Annotated in this window: 23 protein-coding genes; 17 read left to right on the top strand and 6 right to left on the bottom strand. The window is 72.1% G+C overall.

The genetic code is table 11. The features are described 5' to 3' along the window. Positions 1-22: 22 nt before the first annotated feature. Complete coding sequence (locus AB0K80_RS14710; RefSeq protein WP_365669378.1) at positions 23-808, bottom strand: 3-oxoacyl-ACP reductase; 786 nt, start codon at positions 806-808, stop codon at positions 23-25. A gap of 281 nt (positions 809-1089) precedes the next feature. On the opposite strand from AB0K80_RS14710, the gene AB0K80_RS14705 reads away from it, so the two are divergent. From AB0K80_RS14705 to AB0K80_RS14640, 14 genes are all read left to right on the top strand, one after another. Then, complete coding sequence (locus tag AB0K80_RS14705) at positions 1090-2262, top strand: DegT/DnrJ/EryC1/StrS family aminotransferase (RefSeq protein ID WP_365669376.1); 1173 nt, start codon at positions 1090-1092, stop codon at positions 2260-2262. After that, a complete protein-coding gene (rfbB, locus tag AB0K80_RS14700; RefSeq protein WP_365669374.1) occupies positions 2259-3248 on the top strand; it encodes a dTDP-glucose 4,6-dehydratase in 990 nt (329 codons plus the stop codon). Before AB0K80_RS14705 ends, rfbB begins: the two co-directional genes overlap by 4 nt. Then, positions 3245-4042, top strand: a complete 798-nt coding sequence (locus AB0K80_RS14695; RefSeq protein WP_365669372.1) for a thioesterase domain-containing protein — start codon at positions 3245-3247, stop codon at positions 4040-4042. Before rfbB ends, AB0K80_RS14695 begins: the two co-directional genes overlap by 4 nt. Continuing rightward, complete coding sequence (locus tag AB0K80_RS14690) at positions 4039-5310, top strand: beta-ketoacyl-[acyl-carrier-protein] synthase family protein (RefSeq protein WP_365669370.1); 1272 nt, start codon at positions 4039-4041, stop codon at positions 5308-5310. Before AB0K80_RS14695 ends, AB0K80_RS14690 begins: the two co-directional genes overlap by 4 nt. Continuing rightward, positions 5307-6569 (top strand): ketosynthase chain-length factor, encoded by a 1263-nt coding sequence (locus AB0K80_RS14685; RefSeq protein WP_365669368.1) that lies wholly within the window; start codon positions 5307-5309, stop codon positions 6567-6569. The genes AB0K80_RS14690 and AB0K80_RS14685 overlap by 4 nt, the downstream gene beginning before the upstream one ends. Positions 6570-6639: 70 nt before the next feature. Beyond that, positions 6640-6903 carry an acyl carrier protein gene (locus AB0K80_RS14680; RefSeq protein ID WP_365669366.1) on the top strand — a complete coding sequence of 88 codons (264 nt, stop codon included), beginning with the start codon at positions 6640-6642 and terminating at the stop codon, positions 6901-6903. 753 nt (positions 6904-7656) lie between these two features. Further along, positions 7657-8451: a cupin domain-containing protein gene (locus AB0K80_RS14675; protein WP_365669364.1), complete on the top strand. Its 795-nt coding sequence runs from the start codon at positions 7657-7659 to the stop codon at positions 8449-8451. Between the two features lie 9 nt (positions 8452-8460). Beyond that, positions 8461-10275 (top strand): asparagine synthase (glutamine-hydrolyzing), encoded by a 1815-nt coding sequence (asnB, locus tag AB0K80_RS14670; protein WP_365669362.1) that lies wholly within the window; start codon positions 8461-8463, stop codon positions 10273-10275. Beyond that, positions 10272-11321, top strand: a complete 1050-nt coding sequence (locus AB0K80_RS14665) for a PrpF domain-containing protein (RefSeq protein ID WP_365669360.1) — start codon at positions 10272-10274, stop codon at positions 11319-11321. The genes asnB and AB0K80_RS14665 overlap by 4 nt, the downstream gene beginning before the upstream one ends. After that, the gene (locus tag AB0K80_RS14660; protein WP_365669358.1) at positions 11300-12466 is read left to right on the top strand and encodes an acyl-CoA dehydrogenase family protein; all 1167 of its coding nucleotides are present in this window, start codon (positions 11300-11302) and stop codon (positions 12464-12466) included. The genes AB0K80_RS14665 and AB0K80_RS14660 overlap by 22 nt, the downstream gene beginning before the upstream one ends. A gap of 36 nt (positions 12467-12502) precedes the next feature. Beyond that, positions 12503-13921, top strand: coding sequence for a dihydroorotase family protein (locus AB0K80_RS14655; RefSeq protein ID WP_365669356.1), 1419 nt, complete (start codon positions 12503-12505; stop codon positions 13919-13921). Positions 13922-14022: 101 nt separating this feature from the next. Beyond that, complete coding sequence (locus AB0K80_RS14650) at positions 14023-14529, top strand: flavin reductase family protein (protein WP_365669354.1); 507 nt, start codon at positions 14023-14025, stop codon at positions 14527-14529. An 11-nt stretch (positions 14530-14540) separates the two neighbouring features. Further along, entirely contained in the window at positions 14541-15254 is a 714-nt protein-coding gene (locus AB0K80_RS14645) for a dithiol-disulfide isomerase (protein WP_365669352.1), read from the top strand. Positions 15255-15280: 26 nt separating this feature from the next. After that, positions 15281-15475, top strand: a complete 195-nt coding sequence (locus AB0K80_RS14640) for a hypothetical protein (RefSeq protein WP_365669350.1) — start codon at positions 15281-15283, stop codon at positions 15473-15475. Positions 15476-15681: 206 nt separating this feature from the next. On the opposite strand, the gene AB0K80_RS14635 is transcribed toward AB0K80_RS14640, so the two are convergent. The 4 genes from AB0K80_RS14635 to AB0K80_RS14620 form a co-directional block, all read right to left on the bottom strand. Next, entirely contained in the window at positions 15682-16608 is a 927-nt protein-coding gene (locus tag AB0K80_RS14635; protein WP_365669348.1) for an RNA polymerase sigma factor SigF, read from the bottom strand. A 268-nt stretch (positions 16609-16876) separates the two neighbouring features. Continuing rightward, positions 16877-17761 carry an RNA polymerase sigma factor SigF gene (locus AB0K80_RS14630; RefSeq protein ID WP_365669347.1) on the bottom strand — a complete coding sequence of 295 codons (885 nt, stop codon included), beginning with the start codon at positions 17759-17761 and terminating at the stop codon, positions 16877-16879. A 170-nt stretch (positions 17762-17931) separates the two neighbouring features. After that, the gene (locus tag AB0K80_RS14625) at positions 17932-18225 is read right to left on the bottom strand and encodes a Dabb family protein (RefSeq protein WP_365669345.1); all 294 of its coding nucleotides are present in this window, start codon (positions 18223-18225) and stop codon (positions 17932-17934) included. Further along, positions 18222-18401 carry a hypothetical protein gene (locus tag AB0K80_RS14620; protein ID WP_365669344.1) on the bottom strand — a complete coding sequence of 60 codons (180 nt, stop codon included), beginning with the start codon at positions 18399-18401 and terminating at the stop codon, positions 18222-18224. The genes AB0K80_RS14625 and AB0K80_RS14620 overlap by 4 nt, the downstream gene beginning before the upstream one ends. A 341-nt stretch (positions 18402-18742) precedes the next feature. On the opposite strand from AB0K80_RS14620, the gene AB0K80_RS14615 reads away from it, so the two are divergent. The 3 genes from AB0K80_RS14615 to AB0K80_RS14605 all read left to right on the top strand — a co-directional run bounded on the left by AB0K80_RS14615 (position 18743) and on the right by AB0K80_RS14605 (position 20245). Continuing rightward, the gene (locus tag AB0K80_RS14615; RefSeq protein WP_365669342.1) at positions 18743-19132 is read left to right on the top strand and encodes a hypothetical protein; all 390 of its coding nucleotides are present in this window, start codon (positions 18743-18745) and stop codon (positions 19130-19132) included. An 83-nt stretch (positions 19133-19215) separates the two neighbouring features. Beyond that, positions 19216-19677: a GntR family transcriptional regulator gene (locus AB0K80_RS14610; RefSeq protein ID WP_365669340.1), complete on the top strand. Its 462-nt coding sequence runs from the start codon at positions 19216-19218 to the stop codon at positions 19675-19677. A 1-nt stretch (position 19678) separates the two neighbouring features. After that, positions 19679-20245: an HD domain-containing protein gene (locus AB0K80_RS14605; RefSeq protein ID WP_365669338.1), complete on the top strand. Its 567-nt coding sequence runs from the start codon at positions 19679-19681 to the stop codon at positions 20243-20245. Here AB0K80_RS14605 and AB0K80_RS14600 read toward each other — a convergent pair. After that, complete coding sequence (locus tag AB0K80_RS14600) at positions 20233-20706, bottom strand: NUDIX domain-containing protein (RefSeq protein WP_365669336.1); 474 nt, start codon at positions 20704-20706, stop codon at positions 20233-20235. The genes AB0K80_RS14605 and AB0K80_RS14600 overlap by 13 nt on opposite strands.

The raw sequence follows: 20706 nt of genomic DNA, 5'->3' as shown, positions 1-20706 counted from the left end.
TTGTCCCTTCGTCGCTCGGGGGTCAGAAGTTGCCGAGGCCGCCGCAGACGTTCAGGGCCTGCGAGGTGATGGAGGCGGCGGTGTCGGAGGCCAGGTAGCCGACGAGGCCGGCGACCTCCTCGGGGGTGGAGTAGCGGCCGAGCGGGATCTTCGCCTGGAACTTCTGGAGGATCTGCTCCTCGGTGGTGCCGTACGCGGCGGCGTAGCCCTGCCGGACGCGCTGCGCCATGGGCGTCTCGACGTAGCCGGGGCAGACGGCGTTGACGGTGATGCCGGTCGGGGCGAGTTCGTTGCCGAGGGCCTTGGTGAAGCCGACGACGCCGTGCTTGGAGGCGGAGTAGGGGGCGCCGAGGACCACGCCCTGCTTGCCGGCGGTGGAGGCGATGTTGATGATCCGGCCGCGGTCCTTGTGGCGCATGCCGCCGGTGTTGAGGACCTCGCGGGTCATCCGGAAGACGCTGTTGAGGTTGGTGTCGATGACGTCGAACCACAGCTCGTCGGCGAGGTCGGCGGTGACGCCGCCGCCGCTGCGGCCGGCGTTGTTCACCAGCACGTCCACGGTGCCGAAGCGGTCCACCGCGGCCTGCACGAACGCCTTGATGTCGTCGGCGGAGCGCACGTCGCAGGCGGCGCCGTCCACCTCCAGGCCCTCCTCGCGGAGTTCCTTGACCGTGCTGCGCACGGACTCCTCGCTGCGCGCGCAGATGAACACCCGGTGGCCCTGCTGCGCCAGCAGCCGGGTCACCGCGAGGCCGATTCCACTGGTCGCACCCGTGACCACGGCGACCCGTCGCTCCTGTTCCGACATGAGCACTCCTGGATAGTCCGGTCCTGTCGCCCCCGCAGGCTCCAGCCCACCCCTGGAGCGCCACTCGAACCCCCCTCGGGCCACCCCGGGCGGCCCCGCGGACGGCACCCGCTAGGACGACCTCCCGCGACGCCCCCCGACACCCCTGCGGACGGGCGTCTTCCCACACCCCCGACGCACCCCCGCCCATCCCCCACCCGGCAGCCCACCATCGCGGCTCGATCCCGTGTCGAGCGGATCCGGCCAGGGTCGGCCGTGACACGAGGACCTGAGAGGCGGCTATGATCAATCTCTTTCAGCCCCAGGTGGGCGCTGAGGAACTGAACGCGATCGCCGATGTGTTCGAGGACAGGTGGCTCGGGCACGGCCCGCGCACCAAGGCCTTCGAGGCGGCCTTCGCCGCCCACCTCGGGGTCGGCGCCGAGCACGTCGTCTTCCTCAACTCCGGCACGGCCGGACTGTTCCTGGCGCTGGAGTCGCTCGACCTCGCGCAGGGGGACGAGGTCGTCCTGCCCTCGCTCAGCTTCGTCGCCGCGGCCAACGCCGTCCTGACCACCGGCGCCACCCCGGTCTTCTGCGACGTGGACGGCCGTACGCTCAACCCCACCGCCGAGGACGTCGAACGCGCCCTGACGCCGCGCACCCGCGCGGTGGTCGTGCTGCACTACGGCGGCTACCCGGGCGAGGTGGCGCGGATCGCGCGGATGTGCCGCGAACGGGGCATCGCCCTGGTCGAGGACGCCGCCTGCTCGGTCGCCTCCCGGGTGGACGGCCGTGCCGTGGGCACCTTCGGGGACCTCGCCATGTGGAGCTTCGACGCCATGAAGGTGCTGGTCACCGGCGACGGCGGAATGATCTACGTCAAGGACGCCGAACGCGCCGCCCGGGTCCGGCGTCTGGCCTACCACGGCCTGGTCCAGCCCAGCGGCTTCGGCTACGCCAAGGTGTCGTCCCGCTGGTGGGAGCTCGACGTCCCCGAGCCGGGCCGGCGCGTCATCGGCAACGACCTGACCGCCGCCATCGGCGCCGTACAGCTGCGCCGGCTGCCCGAACTGGTCGGCCGCCGCCGTGAGATCGTCGGGCTGTACGACCGTGAACTGGCCGGTGTGGAGGGCCTGCTGCTGCCGCCGCCGCTGCCGGATGGCCACGAGTCGACGTACTACTTCTACTGGGTGCAGATGGACCCGCAGATCCGGGACACCGTGGCGAGCGACCTGCTGGCCGCGGGCATCTACACCACCTTCCGCTACGCCCCGCTGCACAAGGTCCCGGCGTACGCGCACCGGGCCAGGACCGCGCCCGCCCTGCCGGGCTCGGACTGGGCGGCCGGCCGCACCCTGTGCCTGCCGCTGCACCCCGGCCTGTCCGACGCCGACGTGCTCACCGTCGCCGCCGCGCTGCGCAAGGCCGTCGCCGACCGGTCGGGCCGTACGCAGGAGGGCAGGACGGCATGAGGATCCTCGTCACCGGCGGCGCCGGCTTCATCGGCTCCCACTACGTGCGCACCCTGCTGGCCGGCGGCTACCCCGGCTACGAGGACGCCCGCGTCACGGTCCTCGACAAGCTGTCCTACGCCGGGAACACCGCCAACCTGCCGATGGGCCACCCGCGCCTGGACTTCGTACGCGGCGACATCGGCAACTCCGAGCTGCTGCACCACCTGCTGCCCGGGCACGACGCGGTGGTGCACTTCGCCGCCGAGTCGCACGTCGACCGGTCGGTGGCCGGGGCCGCCGCCTTCGTCACCACCAACGTGCTCGGCACCCAGAGCCTGCTGGACGCCTGCCTGCGGCTCGGCGTCTCACCCGTGGTGCACGTGTCCACCGACGAGGTGTACGGCTCGATCGACAGCGGCGCCTGGACCGAGCAGGAGCCGCTGCTGCCCAACTCGCCGTACTCGGCCTCCAAGGCCGCCGCCGACCTGCTGGCCCGCGCCTACCACCGCACGCACGGCCTGGACGTGCGCGTCACCCGCTGCACCAACAACTACGGCACCCACCAGCACGTGGAGAAGCTGATCCCGAACTTCGTCACCCGGCTGCTGCGCGGCCTGACCGTCCCGCTGTACGGCGACGGCTCGAACGTCCGCGAGTGGCTGCACGTGGACGACCACTGCCGGGCGGTGCAGCTGGTCCTCACCGGCGGACGGCCCGGGGAGATCTACAACATCGGCGGGGCGACCGCTCTGACCAACCTGGAGATGACCCGGCGGCTGCTCGACCTGTGCGGGGCCGACTTCTCGTCCGTCGCCTACGTCGAGGACCGCAAGGGCCACGACCTGCGGTACGCCATCGACGACAGCAAGATCCGCGCCGAGCTCGGCTACGCGCCCCGCCGGACGCTGGACGAGGGCCTGCGCGAGGTCGTCGCCTGGTACCGGGACCACCCCGACTGGTGGAAGCCGCTGCTCGACGAGGCGTCCGCGGGCGGTGCGGCATGAGGCTGTACTGCTTCCCGCACGCCGGCGCCGGCGTCTCGGCGTTCGCCCGCTGGCCCGAGCTGCTGGGCCCCAAGACGGAGGTCGTCCCGGTGCTGCTGCCCGGCCGGGACGCCCGGCGCCGCGAGACCCGGATCACCGGCCGCCGCGCCCTCTTCGCCGACCTGCTGCGCCACCACGGCCCGGTGCCCGCGACCCCGTACGTGCTGTACGGCCACAGCCTCGGCGGCATGGTCGCCTACACGGTGGCCCGTGCCCTGGAGCAGGCCGGGCGCCCGGCCCCCTCGCTCGTCGTGGTGGGCGCCTGCCCGCCGCCGGACGCCCGGGTCCCGCTGGTCCAGGCCGCCGACCTGCCGGACTGCCGGCTGATGGAGATGCTGCGGGAGTTCGGCGCGGTGCCGCCGGAAACCCCGCGGGGCGGTGTCTGGCAGCGCGCGGCCCTGAAGGTCATCCGTGACGACCTGCGGCTCGCCCACGCCCTGCGGGAGGCCGCCGACGGTCCGCTGTCGGTGCCGCTGCTCGCCGTCTCCGGCGACCTCGACCCGCTCGCCGGGCGCGAGGTGATGGCCGGCTGGCGGCGCTGGACCACCGGCCCGGTCGTCGAACGCACCCTCCCCGGCGACCACTTCTTCCTGCGCGGGCCGGCGCTTCCCCGGCTGCTGGCCCGGGCCTGCCGCATCGTGCAGCGCGGCGACGCCGTACCGGTCCCCGCCCCGTCCGACCCGTCCGCCCGTACCCGCCCGACCGCCTGGACCGCACCCCAGCAGGAGGACACTCCCGTGAAGGACAGCCAATGAACCGACGTGTCGTCATCACCGGTATCGGGGTGGTCGCCCCCGGCGGCGTGGGAACGAAGGAGTTCTGGTCGCTGCTGACCGCCGGCCGGACCGCCACCCGCGGCATCACCCTGTTCGACGCCTCGCCGTTCCGGTCCCGCATCGCCGCCGAGGCCGACTTCGACCCGCTGCTGCACGGCTTCACCCCCGAGGAGGCCGAACGCCTCGACCGCGCCGCCCAGTTCGCCCTCGTCAGCGCCGACGAGGCACTGCGCGACAGCGGCCTCGAGCCCGGCGGCCTCGACCCGCTGCGCACCGGAGTGACACTGGGCAGCGCCGTCGGCTGCACGATGGGCCTCGACCGCGAGTACAACACCGTCAGCCGGGGCGGCTCCACCTGGCAGGTGGACCACACCCTCGCCGTGCCGCACCTGTTCGACTACTTCGTGCCCAGCTCCATGGCGGCCGAGGTGGCCTGGCGCACCGGCGCCCAGGGCCCGGTCTCCATGGTCTCCACCGGCTGCACCTCGGGCCTGGACTCCATCGGGTACGCCGTCGAACTGATCCGCGAGGGCAGCGCCGACGTCATGATCGCCGGGGCCACGGAGGCGCCCATCTCCCCGATCACGGTGGCCTGCTTCGACGCCATCAAGGCCACCTCGCCCCGCAACGACGAGCCGGAGACCGCCTCCCGCCCGTTCGACGCCTCCCGCAACGGCTTCGTGCTGGGCGAGGGCTCGGCGGTGCTGATCCTGGAGGAGTTCGAGGCCGCCCGCCGCCGCGGCGCCCACGTCTACGCCGAGATCGCGGGCTTCGCCACCCGCTGCAACGCGTACCACATGACCGGCCTGACGAAGGACGGCACCGAGATGGCCGAGGCGATCCGGGTCGCCCTCGACGAGGCCCGTCTCGACCCGACGGCCGTCGACTACATCAACGCGCACGGCTCCGGCACCAAGCAGAACGACCGCCACGAGACCGCGGCGTTCAAGCGCAGCCTCGGCAGCCACGCCTACGAGGTGCCGGTCAGCTCCATCAAGTCGATGATCGGGCACTCCCTGGGCGCCATCGGCTCCCTGGAGGTCGCCGCCAGCGCGCTGGCGATCGAGCACAACACCGTGCCGCCCACCGCCAACCTGCACCACCCCGACCCCGCCTGCGACCTGGACTACACCCCGCTGACCGCCCGCGAGCAGCGCACCGACACCGTGCTCAGCGTGGGCAGCGGCTTCGGCGGTTTCCAGAGCGCGATGATCCTGACCCGCCCGCGCACGGGAGACGCAGCATGACCACCCAGACCCTCGACCGCTCCCCCTCCGCCGCGGAGGACTCCGCCCCGGGCACGCCCCTGGTCACCGGCCTCGGCGTGGCCGCGCCCAACGGCCTGGGCACCGAGAGGTGGTGGGCGGCGACCCTGCGCGGCGAGAGCGGCATCCGGCCCGTTCAGCGGTTCGACGCCGCCCAGTACCCGGCGAAGCTGGCCGGCGAGGTGCCCGGCTTCGACCCGGCGGAGCACGTCTCCAGCCGGCTGCTGCCGCAGACCGACCACATGACCCGGCTGGCGCTCGCCGCCGCCGCGGAGGCGCTCACCGACGCGGGCATCGACGCCCGGGAGCTGCCCGACTTCTCCGCCGGTGTCGTCACCGCCGCCTCGGCGGGGGGCTTCGAGTTCGGCCAGCGGGAGCTGCAGGCCCTGTGGAGCAAGGGCGGCCAGCACGTCAGCGCGTACCAGTCGTTCGCCTGGTTCTACGCCGTCAACACCGGCCAGATCTCCATCCGGCACGGGCTGCGCGGTCCCAGCGGCGTGCTGGTCACCGAGCAGGCGGGCGGCCTCGACGCGGTCGCCCAGGCCCGCAGGCAGCTGCGCAAGGGCGTCCCGGTGCTGCTCGCCGGCGGCGTGGACTCCGCGCTGTGCCCGTGGGGCTGGGCGGCCCACCTGGCGGGCGGCGAGCTGAGCACCGTGGCGGACCCGGACCGCGCCTACCTGCCGTTCTCCGCCGACGCCGACGGCCATGTCGTCGGTGAGGGCGGCGCGCTGCTGGTGCTGGAGGACGCGGCCGGGGCCCGCGCGCGGGGCGCGAGCGGGTACGGCACGGTCGCCGGGTACGCGGCGACCTTCGACCCGCCGCCCGGCACCGGCGCCCCGCGGCTGCGCGCCGCCGCCGAACTGGCCCTGGCCGACGCCGGGCTGAGCGCCGCCGACGTGGACGTGGTGTTCGCGGACGCGGCGGGCCGCCGGGACGCCGACCGCGCCGAGGCCGAAGCGCTGGCCGGCCTGTTCGGCCCGCGCGGGGTGCCCGTCACCGCCCCGAAGACGATGACCGGCCGGCTCGCCGCGGGCGGCGCCTCCCTCGACCTGGCCGCGGCCCTCCTGGCGCTGCGCGACCAGGTGATCCCGCCCACGATCAACGTGACGCGGCCCGCGGACGACTGCCCGGTGGACCTGGTCACCGGTCAGGCGCGCCCCGCGTCCCTGCGCACCGCCCTGGTGCTGGCCCGCGGCCGCGGCGGCTTCAACGCGGCGATAGTGGTGCGCGCCGCCGGCTGACCCCGGGCGGCGGGTCCCCCTCGCCTTCCCACCGAATGTCCCGAACCCGTACGAGATTGAGAGGTCTTCCATGCCCGCACTCACCATCACCGAGCTGACCGCCCTGCTGCGCGAGTGCGCCGGTGAGGCGGAGTCGGTGAACCTGGACGGCGACGTGCTGGACGTCCCGTTCGAGGTCCTCGGGTACGACTCGCTGGCCGTCCTGCAGACCACGGGGCGCATCGAGCGCGACTACGACGTGACCCTGGACGAGGACGCCGTCACCGACGCCGAGACGCCCCGTCAGTACCTGGAGCTGGTCAACGAGGCCATCTCCGCCAAGGCAGCCGCCTGATCCCGCACCCCCTTCGGGCCCGTGTCCCGGCCGAGCGCCGGGGCACGGGCCTGCGTGCGTTTTGCCGCAAAACACCGGGAACTGGAAGGAATCGCACCGGGACGGACTCGGGACCGCGATCGGAGAACCTCGGTAGCGACCTCCCGCCTGCTGTTCGAGCAACTCCCCGAGCGGACCACGAGCACGCGTCGAAGGGCCTGGGGCTTGCTGAACTGGCAGGCGCTGGGGCCCCAGCCGGCTGGGCACCGCCCCACACGGCCCGGCCACCGACCCACAACCGCCCAACCCGCCGCCCACCGCGGCACCGGCAACACCCACCGCACCCGGCGGCGGACCTGCCGCACCAGCGAGACCCGCGGCGTCAGCCGCACCCGTGGCACCTGCCGCACCCGGCGGTGGACCTGCCGCACCAGCGAGACCCGCGGCAGTCGCCGCACTCCGCGGCGTCAGCCGCACCCGTGGCACCTGCCGCACCCGGCGGTGGACCTGCCGCACCAGCGAGACCCGCGGCGTCAGCCGCACCCGTGGCGCCCGCCGCACCCGGCGGCGGACCTGCCGCACCAGCGAAACCCGCGGCCTCCACCGCACTCCGCGGCGTCCGCACCCGCGGCACCCACCGCACCCGGCGGCGGACCTGCCGCACCCCGCGGTGGCCCCCGCACCCCGCCCCGGCCGGGATCCCCCCACCCGGCTCCTCCCCTCCGCACCGACCCCACCCCTCCAGCCCCAGCCCAGCCCAGCGAAAGGAAAGGCATGAGCACCGCAACCGCCCAGGGCGCCGTCATCAAGGCGGGCGACCTGGAGTTCCGTCAGCTCGACGGCTGCAGGGTCGCGACGGCGGTCGGCCCGCACCTCGGCGCGCGCATCGTGCGGCTCGACGTGGTCCGGCTGCCCGCCGGCGCCGTGTGGCGGCCGCAGTCCTCGGCGCACGAGGAGAACGTCGTGGTCGTCTTCGCGGGCTCCGGCTCCGCCGCCTCGGGGGCCGCCCGCAGGCGGGTCAGCCGGGCCGACACGGTGTACGCGCCGACCGGCGACCTGTACGAGCTGAGCGCCGACGCCGGCATGGACCTCACGGCCTACGTGTGGAACACCACGCTGCGTCCCGACCGCGCCCCCGGCACCGACCCCCGCCGTTTCTCCCGGCTGTGGAACGAGGAGACGCAGCTGAAGGGCTTCACCGGCACCGGCCAGGCCGAGCCCTCCGCCAAGACCGCCACCATGAACTTCCTCTTCTGGCCCGGCACCGGCTCCCCCCAGCTGTGCCTGCACTGCGGCTTCATGCAGCCCGGCGAGTACTTCAACGTCCACGTCCACCCCGAGAGCGAGGAGGCCTTCATCGCCTTCGAGGGCAAGGGCCAGCTCCACCTGGACGGCCAGTGGTACGACGCCGAGCCCGGCGACGTGCTCTACGCCCCGCCCGGTGTGCCGCACGGCACCCGGCACCCCGACGAAGACCCCGCCGCCCCCCGCTTCGCCACCTGCGGTGGCCCCACCCCGTTCGATCCGGTGCTCTACGAGCGTGCCGGTGTCTCCACAAAGGTCCGGTGATCTTCAGTCATGTGCAGAATATTCGGTCACTTCGACGCCCTGGCCACGCCGCACGAGCTGCGGTCCGTGGCGGCGGCCCAGCGGCACGGCGGCCCCGACGCGCAGACGCACACCTGCGGCGCGGGCTGGGCGCTGGGCAACAACCGGCTCGCCATCATGGACCTCGACGGCGGCGACCAGCCGTACACGCTGGGCGAGCACATCGTCGTCGTCTTCAACGGCGAGATCTACAACCACGAGGAGCTGCGGCAGAAGCTCTCCGCCCGCGGGTATACCTTCCGCGACACCTGTGACGGCTCGGTGCTCCCGGCGCTGTACGCGGAGTACGGCGCCGCCTTCCCCGAGCACCTCGACGGCATGTACTCGGTGGCCGTCGTCGACCTGCGCGGCGAGCCCACGCTCTACCTCGCCACCGACGAGGTCGGCATGAAGCCGCTGTACTACCACTGGGACGCCGCCCGGCGGCACCTGTACTTCGCCTCCGAGCTGCCCGCCCTGCTCTCCTTCCGCAACGTGCCCGTCAGGCCGACCGAGGCGGGCCTGGACGCCTACCTGACGACGAAGACGCCGTTCGGCGAGCAGACCATGTTCGAGGGCGTCCAGGTGCTCCCGCCCGCCGCGACCGTCCGCGTCACCCGCTCCGGCGGCATGCACGTCACCATCCGCCCCACCACCGGTGCCCGCGCCCCGCACTGCGACGAGGCGGAAGCCGCCGAGCACGTACGGTCGCTGCTGCGCACCGAGGTGCACCGGCTGACCGAGGCCGACGTCCCGGTCTCCGCGATCACGTCCGGCGGCCTGGACTCCAGCCTGGTCACCGTGCTGGCCGCCGAGAAGGTGCGCGACCTGCACTCCTTCAACATCGCCTACACCGGCACCTGGCCGTCCGACGAGCGGGCCTTCGCCCGTGAGGTCGCCGAGCGGGCGGGCACCACGCACCACCAGGTGGAGATCGACCCGGCCCGCTTCCCCGCGCTGCTGGCCGACGTCGTCTGGCACCTCGGGCAGCCCAACGCCGACCCCATCACCCTGTCCACGTACGCCCTGTTCGCCGCCGTGCGGGACGCCGGCTTCAAGGTGGCCCTCACCGGCGATGCCGCCGACGAGCTGTTCGGCGGCTACGACCGGCTGAAGAAGGCCATGGACGCCCCGTTCGGCACGGACTGGGTGCCGGACTACGTGGAGGCCCTCGCCGCCGTCCCCCGGCGCCTGCGCGAAAGCCTGTACTCCCCGGAGTACCTCGCGTTCGTCACCGACCACGGCTCGGCCGCCGAGGAGATCACGGAGCTGCTGCGGGCGTCCACCGCCGACCGTATGACCACGCTCACCGAGTTCGAGATCGGCAAGCGGCTCCCGGCGTACCACCTGCGCCGCGTCGACCACCTGTCGATGTCGGCCTCGGTGGAGGTGCGGCTGCCGTTCTGCCAGCCGAGCGTCGTGCGCTACGCCCGCTCCCTCAAGGCCGACCTGAAGATCGACGGCACGCGCCGCAAGAAGGTCCTGTACACCGCCGCCGGCGGTCTGCTGCCCGACTCGGTCCTCAACCGCCCGAAGCAGCCGTTCACCCTGCCCATCACCGCCATGATCCAGCCCGGCCAGGCCCTGTACGCCTACGCCCGCGACCTGCTGTCCGCCGACCGGCTGCGCCGGCACGGCCGGCTGAACCCGCAGCAGGTGGAGGAGCTGTTCCGCGTCCAGGCGGAGCGGCCCGACGACCGCGCCTCGCTGGCCATCTGGTCGCTGCTGGTGCACGAGCTGTGGCTGGACCAGTTCTGCGCGCGCGAGGACCGGCCCGCGCTCGGTGTCCCGGAGGTGGCGGTGTGATCGGATACATCGCCCGGGCCGTGGGCGCGCCGACCCCCACCCTGGTCCTGGACCAGCGGCAGCTGCCCCGCGACGAGGAGCGGCTGACGCCCGTGCTCACCCGCATCCGTGAGTGGCTGGAGGCCAACGGCCGCAGCGACATCCTGAAGTTCGCGCTGGTCGAGCCCTCCGCGCATCCCATGTTCGACCTGGACTACCGGTTCGTGCAGGGGCTGACGGGCGGTGTCGGCCGGTTCGACTTCAAGGGCAGTTGCGGGCACTCCATCCTCGCCGCGGTGGTGGCCGCCGACGGCCAGGCCTGGCTGCCCCGGCTCGCGCCCGGCGGCCGGGTGCGGGTCCGGGTCCTCAACAACGGCGACCACGTGGTGTGCGAGGTGGACGAGGCCCGCCGCCGCAGCGGCAGCTTCACCGTGCACTTCCTCCAGGACGCCGGGGCCCGGCTCGACGAACTGCTGCTCACCGGCAACCCCGTGGACCAGCTGATCACCGGCAGCGGGGTGCAGGAGGCGTCCCTGGTCTCCATGGGCAACCCGTACGTGTTCGTGGACGCCCAGGAACTGGGCCTGCGCGACGAGGCCGAGCTGTTCGAGGCCGGGGAGGACGTCTACGAGCGGATGCTGGACATCCGTACCGCCGCCTGCGAGCTGCTCAAGTGGCCCGCCGACGGCGTCTTCCCGAAGATCGCGGCCGTCGGCCAGTACACGGAGGGACGGCTCGCGGTGCGCGCCATCTCGGTCCCCAAGTGGCACCCCAGCATCGCGCTGACGGGCACCACCTGCCTGGCCGCGGCCTCCAGCATCCCCGGCACCGTCCCCGAGCGGCTGGCCCGCCGGGCCGGTCTGCAGCGCGGCGTCATCGAGATCGACACCCCCGGCGGCAGCACCGCCGCGGCGGCCTCCGTGGCCGGGCGCGGCGACGGCGCCGACACCCTGCACTGGGTCAGCGTCAGCCGCAAGCTCGCCCAGCTCGACGAGCCGGCCTGCATCGCCACGCTCAAGAACTACGACTACAAGGAGGAACCCGCATGGCTCCCGCTGGCGGTCTGACCCTCACCGAGGCGGGCACCCAGGTGCCCACCCGCGCCGAACTCGCCGAGCGGTACGCGGACCTGACCGAGGTGCTGCGCCGGCACGCGCAGGAGGCGGACGCCGCCGCGCGGCTGCCGGAGGAGGTCTTCACGGCCCTGCGCGCCTCCGGCATCCTCGGCGCGGCCGTCGCGGTGGAGTACGGCGGCCAGGGCGGCGACGCCCTGCTCACCAACCGGCTGATCGAACTGACCGCCGCCGCCGACCCGTCGGTCGCGATCATCCTGTTCCAGCACTACGCGGTGAGCTCCCGGATCAGCGAGTGGGGCAGCGAGGAGCAGCGCGGGCGCTACCTGCCGCGGCTGGCGAGCGGCGAGTGGATCGCCGCCTCCGCGTGGAGCGAGTCCGGTGCGGGCGCCGACAAGCGCAACCTCGCCACCACGGCGCGGCGCACCGCCGACGGCACCTGGCTGCTTCAGGGCGCCAAGGCGTTCACCACCGGGGCCGGCCTGGCGGACGTGTACCTGGTGCTCGCCCAGACCTCCGCGCCGGCCGACGGCCACGCCAGCACCTACGGCAGTGACGGCCAGACGTTCTTCCTCATCGAGGCCGGCAACCCGGGCCTGTTCGCCAACACCGGCATGGACCTGGTCGGCATGCGCTCCTCCGCGACCGGCTTCGTCGAGCTGACCGCCTGCACGGTGGACGACTCGGCGATGCTCGGCCCCGAGGGCGCCGCCGTCCGCATCATCGCCGGGGTCCGCGAGTCGGGCGCCACCCTGGGCGCCGTCTCGGCCGGCATCGCCGCCACCGCGTACCGCACGGTGCTCGCGCACGCCCGGCGCCGCGGCCTGAAGGACCAGCAGGCCGTCCGCCACCGGCTGGTGGACCTCGCGGCCAAGGTGGAGGCCGCCCGCGCCCTGGTCGACGCCTCCGCCCGCCGCGACTCGGCGGAGCCGGGCAGCACCACCCTCTACAGCAAGATCTTCTGCTCCCAGATCTCGGAGGAGGTCGTCCAGGAGTCGCTGCGGCTGCTGGGCAGCGCCGGCTACCTGCACGACCACCCGCTGAACAAGCTGGCCCGCGACGCCCGGGCGGTCGGCCTGATGGGCCCGACGAACGACCTGGCGCGGGAGCTGGCCGGCGCCTCGTGGGTCACCCCCTGACACCTCGCCCCCACCCATCCACCACTCGGAGGACCTGTGACGCAGACGTACGACCTCGTCGTCACCAACGCGCGCGTAGTCACCCCTGACGGAGTGCAGGACGGCGGCCTCGCCGTGTCCGGTGAGCGAATAACGGCCGTGCTGGCGCCCGGTGAGACGCCGCCGGCCAAGGAGACGATCGACGCGCGGGGCCGCTACCTGCTGCCCGGCGCCATCGATCCCCACGTCCACTTCCGCACGCCCGGCCTCACCCACAAGGAGGACTGGGCGCACGGCAGCCGGGCGGCGGCCGCGGGCGGTGTCACCACCGTCATCGACATGCCCAACACCCAGCCGCCTCTGACGGAACCGGAGCTGGCCGCCGAGAAGGCCGCCCTCGTCTCGGGCGACTCCCTGGTCGACTTCCGCTTCCACATGGGCGTCACCGTGGACAGCGTGGAGAACCTGCACCGCCTGCAGCCCCGCCAGGCGACGTCCGTCAAGGTGTTCATGACGGGCCATCACACGGCACCGAACATCATCCGCGACCCGGTCGTCCTCGACCGGATCTTCGAGATCGCCGCCGAGCGCGGCATCCGGCTGGTGCTGCACGCCGAGGACGACAGCGTCTTCTCGCTCCTGGACGAGACCCAGGCCCCGCCGGAGGGCTACGACGCCTACGAGTCCGCCCACCCGCGCACCGGCGGCATCGTCGCCTGCTCGCGGGTGATCGAACTGGTCCGCAAGCACGGCACCGCCGCGCACGTCCTGCACGTCTCCTCCTCGGAGGAGTCGGACCTGCTCAAGGCGGCCGCGAAGGCGGGCCTGCCGGTCACCTACGAGGTGACCTCGCACCACCTGTCCTTCACCGCCCCCGACACCCAGCGGCTCGGCGCCCGTATCCGGCTGCGCCCCGCGATCCGCTGCGAGAAGGACAAGGGCAGGCTGTGGGACGCGGTGATGGAGGGCAGCGTCGCGAGCCTCGGCAGCGACCACGCCCCGCACACCGTGGAGGAGAAACTCCTCGACGTCGCGGACGCCCCGCCCGGGCTGCCCGGTGTGCAGGAGCTCGTCATCGCCCTGTACACGGGCATGCGCCGGCGCTACCCGGAGATGTCCACCGACGAGGCCATGCGGCACGTGGCCCGGCTCACCTGTGAGGGCCCGGCCGACCTGTTCGGGCTGGGCGGGCGCAAGGGCCGGATCGCGGTCGGGCTGGACGCCGACTTCGTCCTGTTCGACCCGGACGTCAAGTGGATCATGGCGGCCAAGCACACCTACGCCAAGGTCGGCTGGTCGGCGTACGAGGGGTGGACCTTCACCGGCCGTCCCGACGTCACGGTCCGCCGCGGCGAGATCATCTGGGACGCGCGCGACCCCGAGCAGCCGCGCTTCGGCACCCCGTCCGGTATCTGGCTGGACGCCGAACCGGCGGTCCCGGGCGGCTTCGCCGCCCCGAGCACGGCCAGCGCCTGATGGTCCACGGGAGGGGCGAGGAGGCACCCGCCCCTCCCGCCCGCACCGCACATCCCTGTCCCGGCACCGCACTATCCGCTTCCGGCGCCCCTGGAGGACCGATGTCCGCCGTCGCTCCCTCGGACTTCACCCGAGCCATGGCCCAAGTGCCCAGCCCCGTCACCGTCGTGACCACCACCGACGCAACCGGCCGCCGCTGGGGGTTCACGGCGAGCTCGTTCAGCTCGCTGTCCCTGGACCCGCCCCTGGTGCTGGTCTGCCCGGCCAAGTCGGCCGGCTCCCACGACACGTTCGTCACCGCCGAACACTTCATGGTCAACGTCCTGTCCGCCGACCAGGCCGAGATCGCCAAGCGCTTCGCGCGCCCCGGTCACGACAAGTTCGCCTCCGGCGACATGGTCCCCTGCGAGCTGGACCTGCCCGGCCTGCCCAGCGCCGCGGCACGGCTGGCCTGCACCCTGCACGCGGTGCTGGACGGCGGTGACCACAGCATCCTGGTGGGCCGGGTCGCGGCCGTGTACGTCGGTGACCAGGAGCCGCTCGTCTACCACAACCGCACCTTCACCCGACCCGAAACGGCCAGTCCCGCCCTGGCCGCGGCCGGCTGAGGACGGGCACCATGACGAGCACCATGACGAACAACACCCTGATCGTGTACTCCGACATCGGCTGCCCGTGGGCCTCGCTGGCCCTGTTCAACCTGCGCCGGGCAGCCGCGCGCGAGGGCGTGGACCTCGCCGTCGACCACCGGGCGTTCCCGCTGGAACTGTTCAACTCCCGGCCCACACCGAAGTGGATCCTCGACCCCGAGGTCGCCGCGGTGGCCGACTGCGAGCCCGCGCTCGGCTGGACCGGCTGGCAGGGCCCGGAGTCCGGCTACCCGGTGACCATGCTGCCCGCCATGGAGGCCGTGCAGGCGGTCAAGACCCAGCCGGGGCCGCCCCGCGCGGCCCTGGCCGCCTCCGACCAGCTCGACGCGGCACTGCGGCACGCCTTCTACGCCGAGTCCCGCTGCATCAGCGTCCACACCGAGATCATGGCCGTCGCCGAGGACTGTCCCCTGGTGGACACCGCCCACCTCGACGGGGCGCTGCGCCGCGGCACCAGCCGCCAGGCGCTCTTCGACCAGTGGGAGGAGGCCAAGGCCCCCGAGGTGCGCGGCAGCCCGCACTTCTTCCTCCCCGACAGCACCGGCCTGCACAACCCGGGCATCACCTTCACCTGGCCGAAGGGCACGCCGCAGCCGTCGATCACCGACTACGCCCCCACCTTCTGGACGTCCCTGGTCCGCACCCTGAACGACCCCGCCCCGGGCCCCCGCTTGGGCCCCTGACCCGGGATTCGCTAGTGTCTCGGGCCATGGCTAACACGCAGGGCCCCCAGGGCAACCACGACCCCGCTGGCAGCACCCAGATGTTCCGCGCGTTCGTCGACGAGGGCGCCCCGCGGTCCCGCCAGGCCCCGGCCTCGTCGGGGCCCCGGATCGGTCTGATCGTGGGCATCGTCGCGGCGGTGGCGATCGTGGCGGCGGTGGCCTGGCTCGCGCTGGGCTGAGCGGAGAACCGGCCGGGGGCTGAACGGCACGCCGGCCGCTGCGGCTTCGGTCGCCCGCACGGAAGGGGACGTGCCGGGATGTCCGCCCGCAGCGGCTGCCGGAGCCGTAGGACACCGTCCGGCAGACCGAGGACGGACACCCCCCCCGGCCCCGGCCGGCGACGGACGTGCCACGCAACACTGCGGACGGTCCGCGGACGGGACGGTCAGTCCGAGATCAGACCGTCCCGCAGCTGCGCCAGCGTCCGCGTCAGGAGGCGTGAGACGTGCATCTGCGAGATGCCGACCTCCTCACCGATCTGCGACTGCGTCATGTTCGCGAAGAACCGCAGCATGATGATCCGCCGCTCGCGGGGCGGCAGCTTCGCCAGCAGCGGCTTCAGCGACTCCCGGTACTCCACGCCCTCCAGCGCCGAGTCCTCGTAGCCCAGCCGGTCCGCCAGCGACCCCTCGCCGCCGTCGTCCTCGGGAGCCGGCGAGTCCAGCGAGGACGCCGTGTACGCGTTGCCGACGGCCAGCCCGTCGACCACGTCCTCCTCGGACACCCCCAGCACCGCGGCGAGTTCGGCCACCGTCGGCGACCGGTCCAGCTTCTGGGACAGCTCGTCGCTGGCCTTGGTCAGCGCCAGCCGCAGCTCCTGCAGCCGCCGCGGCACCCGCACCGACCAGGACGTGTCGCGGAAGAACCGCTTGATCTCGCCGACGACGGTTGGCATCGCGAAGGTGGGGAACTCGACCCCCCGTTCGCAGTCGAACCGGTCGATCGCCTTGATCAGACCGATCGTGCCGACCTGGACGATGTCCTCCATCGGCTCGTTGCGGGAACGGAACCGGGCGGCGGCGTACCGCACGAGCGGAAGGTTGAGCTCGATCAGGGTGTCCCGGACGTAGGCACGCTCGGGGCTGTTCTCGTCGAGTGCGGCCAGCCGCAGGAACAGGGAGCGGGACAGGGTGCGGGTGTCGATGTCCTCCGTGGCCGGCATGACCGGCGCGGGGGCGGCGGCGAGGGCCGGGCCCGGCACGGCCTCGAGGTCCGTGACCTCGTCGATGGGGCCGAGTGCGTCGAGCGCATGCGGCGCTGTGTCGCTCTCCGCGAGCGTGAGCACCTTCGAGCTGCCCTGTTCTGCGGACATGCCACCCCCTTTGGGTCGCGGGACGGTCGCGGCGGACGCTCCCACATCAGGAACGCAGCCTTCACCTGAATACCGGAGCCGGAGCTCCGGCAAACGCACTTCCCGCAGAATGTCACATGTCGGCAACACGCTGTAGTGACATGTCGACATGCGAGACGCGAAACGGCCCTGGAAACAGGGGGTCTGACGGCTTTTCGGCACAGAACCCACCACAACCGCCCTGGTGAGCGATTCAGTCGCGCCGGTTACTCCTCGCTCGCTCTTTCGATTACGCGTCGATCCGGTTCGCCGACCGCAGCCGCTGGAAGCTCCGTGCGAGCAGCCGCGAGACATGCATCTGGGAGACGCCGAGTTCCGCGCTGATCTGCGACTGGGTGAGATTGCTGTAGTAGCGCAGGAGCAGAATCCGCTGTTCGCGTTCGGGGAGCTGGACGAGCAGGTGCCGGACGAGGTCCCGGTGCTCCACGCCTTCCAGGGCGGGGTCCTCGTAGCCGAGCCGGTCCAGCAGCCCCGGCAGCCCGTCGCCCTCCTGGGCGGCCTCCAGCGAGGTGGCGTGGTACGACCGCCCCGCCTCGATGCAGGACAGCACCTCCTCCTCGGTGATGCGCAGCCGTTCGGCGACCTCGGCGGTGGAGGGGGTGCGCCCGAGGGCGGTCGTCAGGTCCCCGGTCGCGCTGTTGACCTGCACCCACAGCTCGTGCAGCCGGCGCGGGACGTGGACCGTACGGACGTTGTCGCGGAAGTAGCGCTTGATCTCGCCGATCACCGTGGGCATCGCGAAGGTCGGGAACTGCACGCCCCGCTCCGGGTCGAAGCGGTCGATGGCGTTGATCAGCCCGATGGTGCCGACCTGGACGACGTCCTCCATGGGTTCGTTGCGGGAGCGGAAGCGGGCGGCCGCGTAGCGCACGAGGGGGAGGTTGGCCTCGATGAGCGCCCCGCGCACGCGGTCGTGCTCCGGCGTACCCGGCTGGAGCTCCTTGAGTTGCGCGAAGAGCACCTGGGTCAGCGCCCGGGTGTCGGCGCCGCGCCGGTTGGCGGGGGGCGTGGTCTCGGCCGGAGCCGGGGCCTGGGCGGGAACCTCGTCCTGGGGCGGCGCAGTACTGGCCGACACGGTCAACGCCACCTCTTCATCCGTCAACTCATCCGTCAATCCGTCCGTGAAAAGCGGTCATAGCATCACAAGACAGTCCACTGTGTTCAAGCACCGCATAACCCCGTGTTGAGGGATGAATCATCCAAAACGTACGAAAGCCCCCGCTGATCGGCGGAGGCTCGGGGAGCGGTGTGCGGTGAGGCGGTGGGCCGGGCGGCCGGGAAGATTCAGAACTCGTAGTCGGCGATCACCCAGGTGGCGAACTCGCGCCACAGCGCGACGCCCGCCTGGTGCGCGGGATGTTCCACGTAGCGGCGCAGCGCGTCGGCGTCGTCGAAGGCGGAGTTGATGGCGAAGTCGTGGGCGATGGGCCGGTCGCTGATGTTCCAGCCGAGCTCCCAGAAGCGGATCTCGGGGATCGTGCCCTGAAGCGCGCGGAACGCCTCGACGCCCTTGACCACCCGCGGGTCGTCGCGCTCGACGCCCTCGTTCAGCCGGAAGAGCACCAGGTGACGGATCATGACTTACCTCCGTTGGCGATCCACGTCATGAAGTCGCCGACCGCCTTGGCGGCGTCGGATATGCCCTCGAACCCTATCTGGACGTAGTCGGCGGCCTTGGCCGGGTCCGTGATGATCACGTAGAGCACGAAGACCACGAGGACGTAGACGGCGATCTTCTTGGCGTTCACCGCCATCGCGGCCTCCCCTGTCACACCTGTCACTGACGCGCGTCGAGCGGGGCCATGATCGCACGAAGGGCCCCGTCTTTCGACGGGGCCCTTCTCCAGCGGTAGCGGAGGGATTTGAACCCTCGGTGACTTGCGCCACACTCGCTTTCGAGGTCTGTTCCTGCTGGTCGGAGCATGATCCGACGCTGTTCGTGGCCGTTCACGGCCGTACGCCGGGCGGGGGAGGGGACGCCCGTGAACGGTGCCGGACGGGGGTGAATGAGACGGAAACTGAGACGGGCCGCCGTGCTGTGAGCAGGGGCATCGCTAGTCTTCGCGGCATTCAGTGCCGACATCGAGGGGGGCACGTGGGACACGTGGTGACGATCGTTGCGGCTCTCATAGGTGGGTTGAGTGGTGGGCTGCTGGCTCCCTGGGCCAAGGCGTACTTTGACCGCAACGCCACCAGGCATCAGGCGTTCGATCGAACGATCACTGCCGTCAAGGCCGTCCTGTACGCATCCACCGCACCTGTGCACGTGGATCCTGCGATGCTTGGGGGAGGGGAACAAGCTCGCGAGTTCAACGAACGGCTCCCTGTCCAGCGTGTCGAGCGGTTCCTCGACGCCACGCACGAGATGCGGAAGGCGATCGCGGAACTGGAGCCCCACTACAAAGTGCAATGGGACCCGGACCGCTATCAGCTCACCGAGGACGAGCTGACGCGTCTTGTCGATCAGCTTGAAAGGGCCCGCTGAGCTGCCCTGCGTCCCCTCTCCTCGGTGGTTGCCAGGCATGGGAGTCTTGAGGGAGACGACGGGCGAGCGGAGAGGGAGAGCGAGTGTCGCAGCAGGCCAACCCTCGGGGGACCTTCCTGAAGATCGCCGACACGCTCAAGACGTGGATCGAGACGGACCCGGACATGACGGAGCTTCCGTCGCTGGCTGAGGTCATGAGAGATCACAAGGTCTCGCGTGGGGTCGCGCTCCGCGCATTCGCTGCGCTGAGGCAGGAAGGTGTGGCCGAACCGGTGCCGGGCGGACGGTGGCGCGTCGTGCGCCCGGGCGCGCAAGTCGACCGGCGACCGCTCGAACAGCGGATCGCGGACATCATCACGGCTGACGGGCTCGAAGTGGGGCAGCCATTCCCCAGTGCTTCCGCGCTGGCCGAACGGTTCGGGGTCTCCCGTCCCACGGTGACCAAGGCGCTGGAGAAGTTGGAGACCGCCGGCGTGCTGGCGGGGGGCGGACAGGGCAGGGTGCGGACGGTCCGTGCCGTGCCGACGCGAGAGGAGCGTTCGTAGCTTGCCGAAGTTGACGGAGTGGGCTTATCCCCTGGCTGAGTCCCTGCTCGCCGAGCCGCTGCCGCGTCGGTGGAAGCACTGCCTAGGGGTCGCCGAGAGGGCGCGCACGATCGCGCTTATCCTTGACCAGGACGCGGATCTGCTGGAGGCCGCGGCGGTCCTGCATGACATCGGCTATGCGCCGGACCTGGCCAAGACGGGCTTTCACCCGCTGGACGGCGCACGCTATCTCCGGGACGTGGCCGACGCCGACGCACGGGTCATCAACCTGGTCGCACACCACTCCTGTGCCTGGATGGAGGCGGAAGCGCGCGGCTTGCGCGAGGAGCTGGAGGGCGAGTTCCCCCGCGAGAGCGCGCACCTCAATGACGCGCTGTGCTTCTGCGATATGAACACAACGCCGGACGGCACGCCCACGAACCCGATCGACCGGATCAATGAGATCGCGGGGCGGTACGGGCCCGAGAGCCTGATCGGGACGTTCATCCGTCGCGCGGAACCCGAGATTCTGGGCTGCACGTCCCGCGTACTCGAACGGGTCGCTGCGGCCAAGCGTCAGCCGATGTAGGGGGTCGTGCGCGTCCGGTCCATGGCGTGCTCGATCCGGAGCCGCATCGTGGGGTGCACGTCCAGCGCCGTCAGGTCCGCGGGGTCGATCCAGCGGACCTGAGTCGTCTCGTTGCTCGTACGGAGTTCACCGCCGACCGGCCGGGCACGGAAGCAGATGCTGAACTGCTGGCGCACCTCGCCGTCGTCGTACTGCATCACGTGCCCGGGGTCGGTGTAGAGCCCGGACACGTCGACGACTTCCACCTTGATCCCGGTCTCTTCCCAGACCTCACGCACGACGGTGTCACTGATCGACTCGCCCACGTCGTGGCCGCCCCCGGGCAGGGCCCAGCGCCCGTTGTCGGACCGCTGGATCACCAGCACCTGACCCGCGTCGTTCTGTACGAACGCGACGACGGACGGTACGACCGAGTTGGCCGGCGGGGCGTCGGGGTCATGCAGGTAGTCAATGCGTCCCAT

It is taken from the genome of Streptomyces sp. NPDC052682 (assembly GCF_040678435.1).
Classification (GTDB): Bacteria; Actinomycetota; Actinomycetes; order Streptomycetales; family Streptomycetaceae; genus Streptomyces.
Note: the sequence above shows the minus strand (reverse complement) of the source record. Positions and strands in the feature narration are given on the sequence as shown.

Bases quoted from the DNA above. Each gene is read 5' to 3' on its own strand.
- AB0K80_RS14705 (WP_365669376.1), top strand. From the start codon at position 1,090: ATGATCAATCTCTTTCAGCCCCAGGTGGGCGCTGAGGAACTGAACGCG.
- AB0K80_RS14640 (WP_365669350.1), top strand. From the start codon at position 15,281: ATGGCTAACACGCAGGGCCCCCAGGGCAACCACGACCCCGCTGGCAGC.
- AB0K80_RS14660 (WP_365669358.1), top strand. From the start codon at position 11,300: ATGGCTCCCGCTGGCGGTCTGACCCTCACCGAGGCGGGCACCCAGGTG.
- AB0K80_RS14650 (WP_365669354.1), top strand. From the start codon at position 14,023: ATGTCCGCCGTCGCTCCCTCGGACTTCACCCGAGCCATGGCCCAAGTG.
- AB0K80_RS14625 (WP_365669345.1), bottom strand. From the start codon at position 18,225: ATGATCCGTCACCTGGTGCTCTTCCGGCTGAACGAGGGCGTCGAGCGC.
- AB0K80_RS14620 (WP_365669344.1), bottom strand. From the start codon at position 18,401: ATGGCGGTGAACGCCAAGAAGATCGCCGTCTACGTCCTCGTGGTCTTC.
- AB0K80_RS14690 (WP_365669370.1), top strand. From the start codon at position 4,039: ATGAACCGACGTGTCGTCATCACCGGTATCGGGGTGGTCGCCCCCGGC.
- AB0K80_RS14675 (WP_365669364.1), top strand. From the start codon at position 7,657: ATGAGCACCGCAACCGCCCAGGGCGCCGTCATCAAGGCGGGCGACCTG.
- AB0K80_RS14680 (WP_365669366.1), top strand. From the start codon at position 6,640: ATGCCCGCACTCACCATCACCGAGCTGACCGCCCTGCTGCGCGAGTGC.
- asnB (WP_365669362.1), top strand. From the start codon at position 8,461: ATGTGCAGAATATTCGGTCACTTCGACGCCCTGGCCACGCCGCACGAG.
- AB0K80_RS14695 (WP_365669372.1), top strand. From the start codon at position 3,245: ATGAGGCTGTACTGCTTCCCGCACGCCGGCGCCGGCGTCTCGGCGTTC.
- AB0K80_RS14645 (WP_365669352.1), top strand. From the start codon at position 14,541: ATGACGAGCACCATGACGAACAACACCCTGATCGTGTACTCCGACATC.
- AB0K80_RS14710 (WP_365669378.1), bottom strand. From the start codon at position 808: ATGTCGGAACAGGAGCGACGGGTCGCCGTGGTCACGGGTGCGACCAGT.
- AB0K80_RS14685 (WP_365669368.1), top strand. From the start codon at position 5,307: ATGACCACCCAGACCCTCGACCGCTCCCCCTCCGCCGCGGAGGACTCC.
- rfbB (WP_365669374.1), top strand. From the start codon at position 2,259: ATGAGGATCCTCGTCACCGGCGGCGCCGGCTTCATCGGCTCCCACTAC.
- AB0K80_RS14635 (WP_365669348.1), bottom strand. From the start codon at position 16,608: ATGTCCGCAGAACAGGGCAGCTCGAAGGTGCTCACGCTCGCGGAGAGC.
- AB0K80_RS14600 (WP_365669336.1), bottom strand. From the start codon at position 20,706: ATGGGACGCATTGACTACCTGCATGACCCCGACGCCCCGCCGGCCAAC.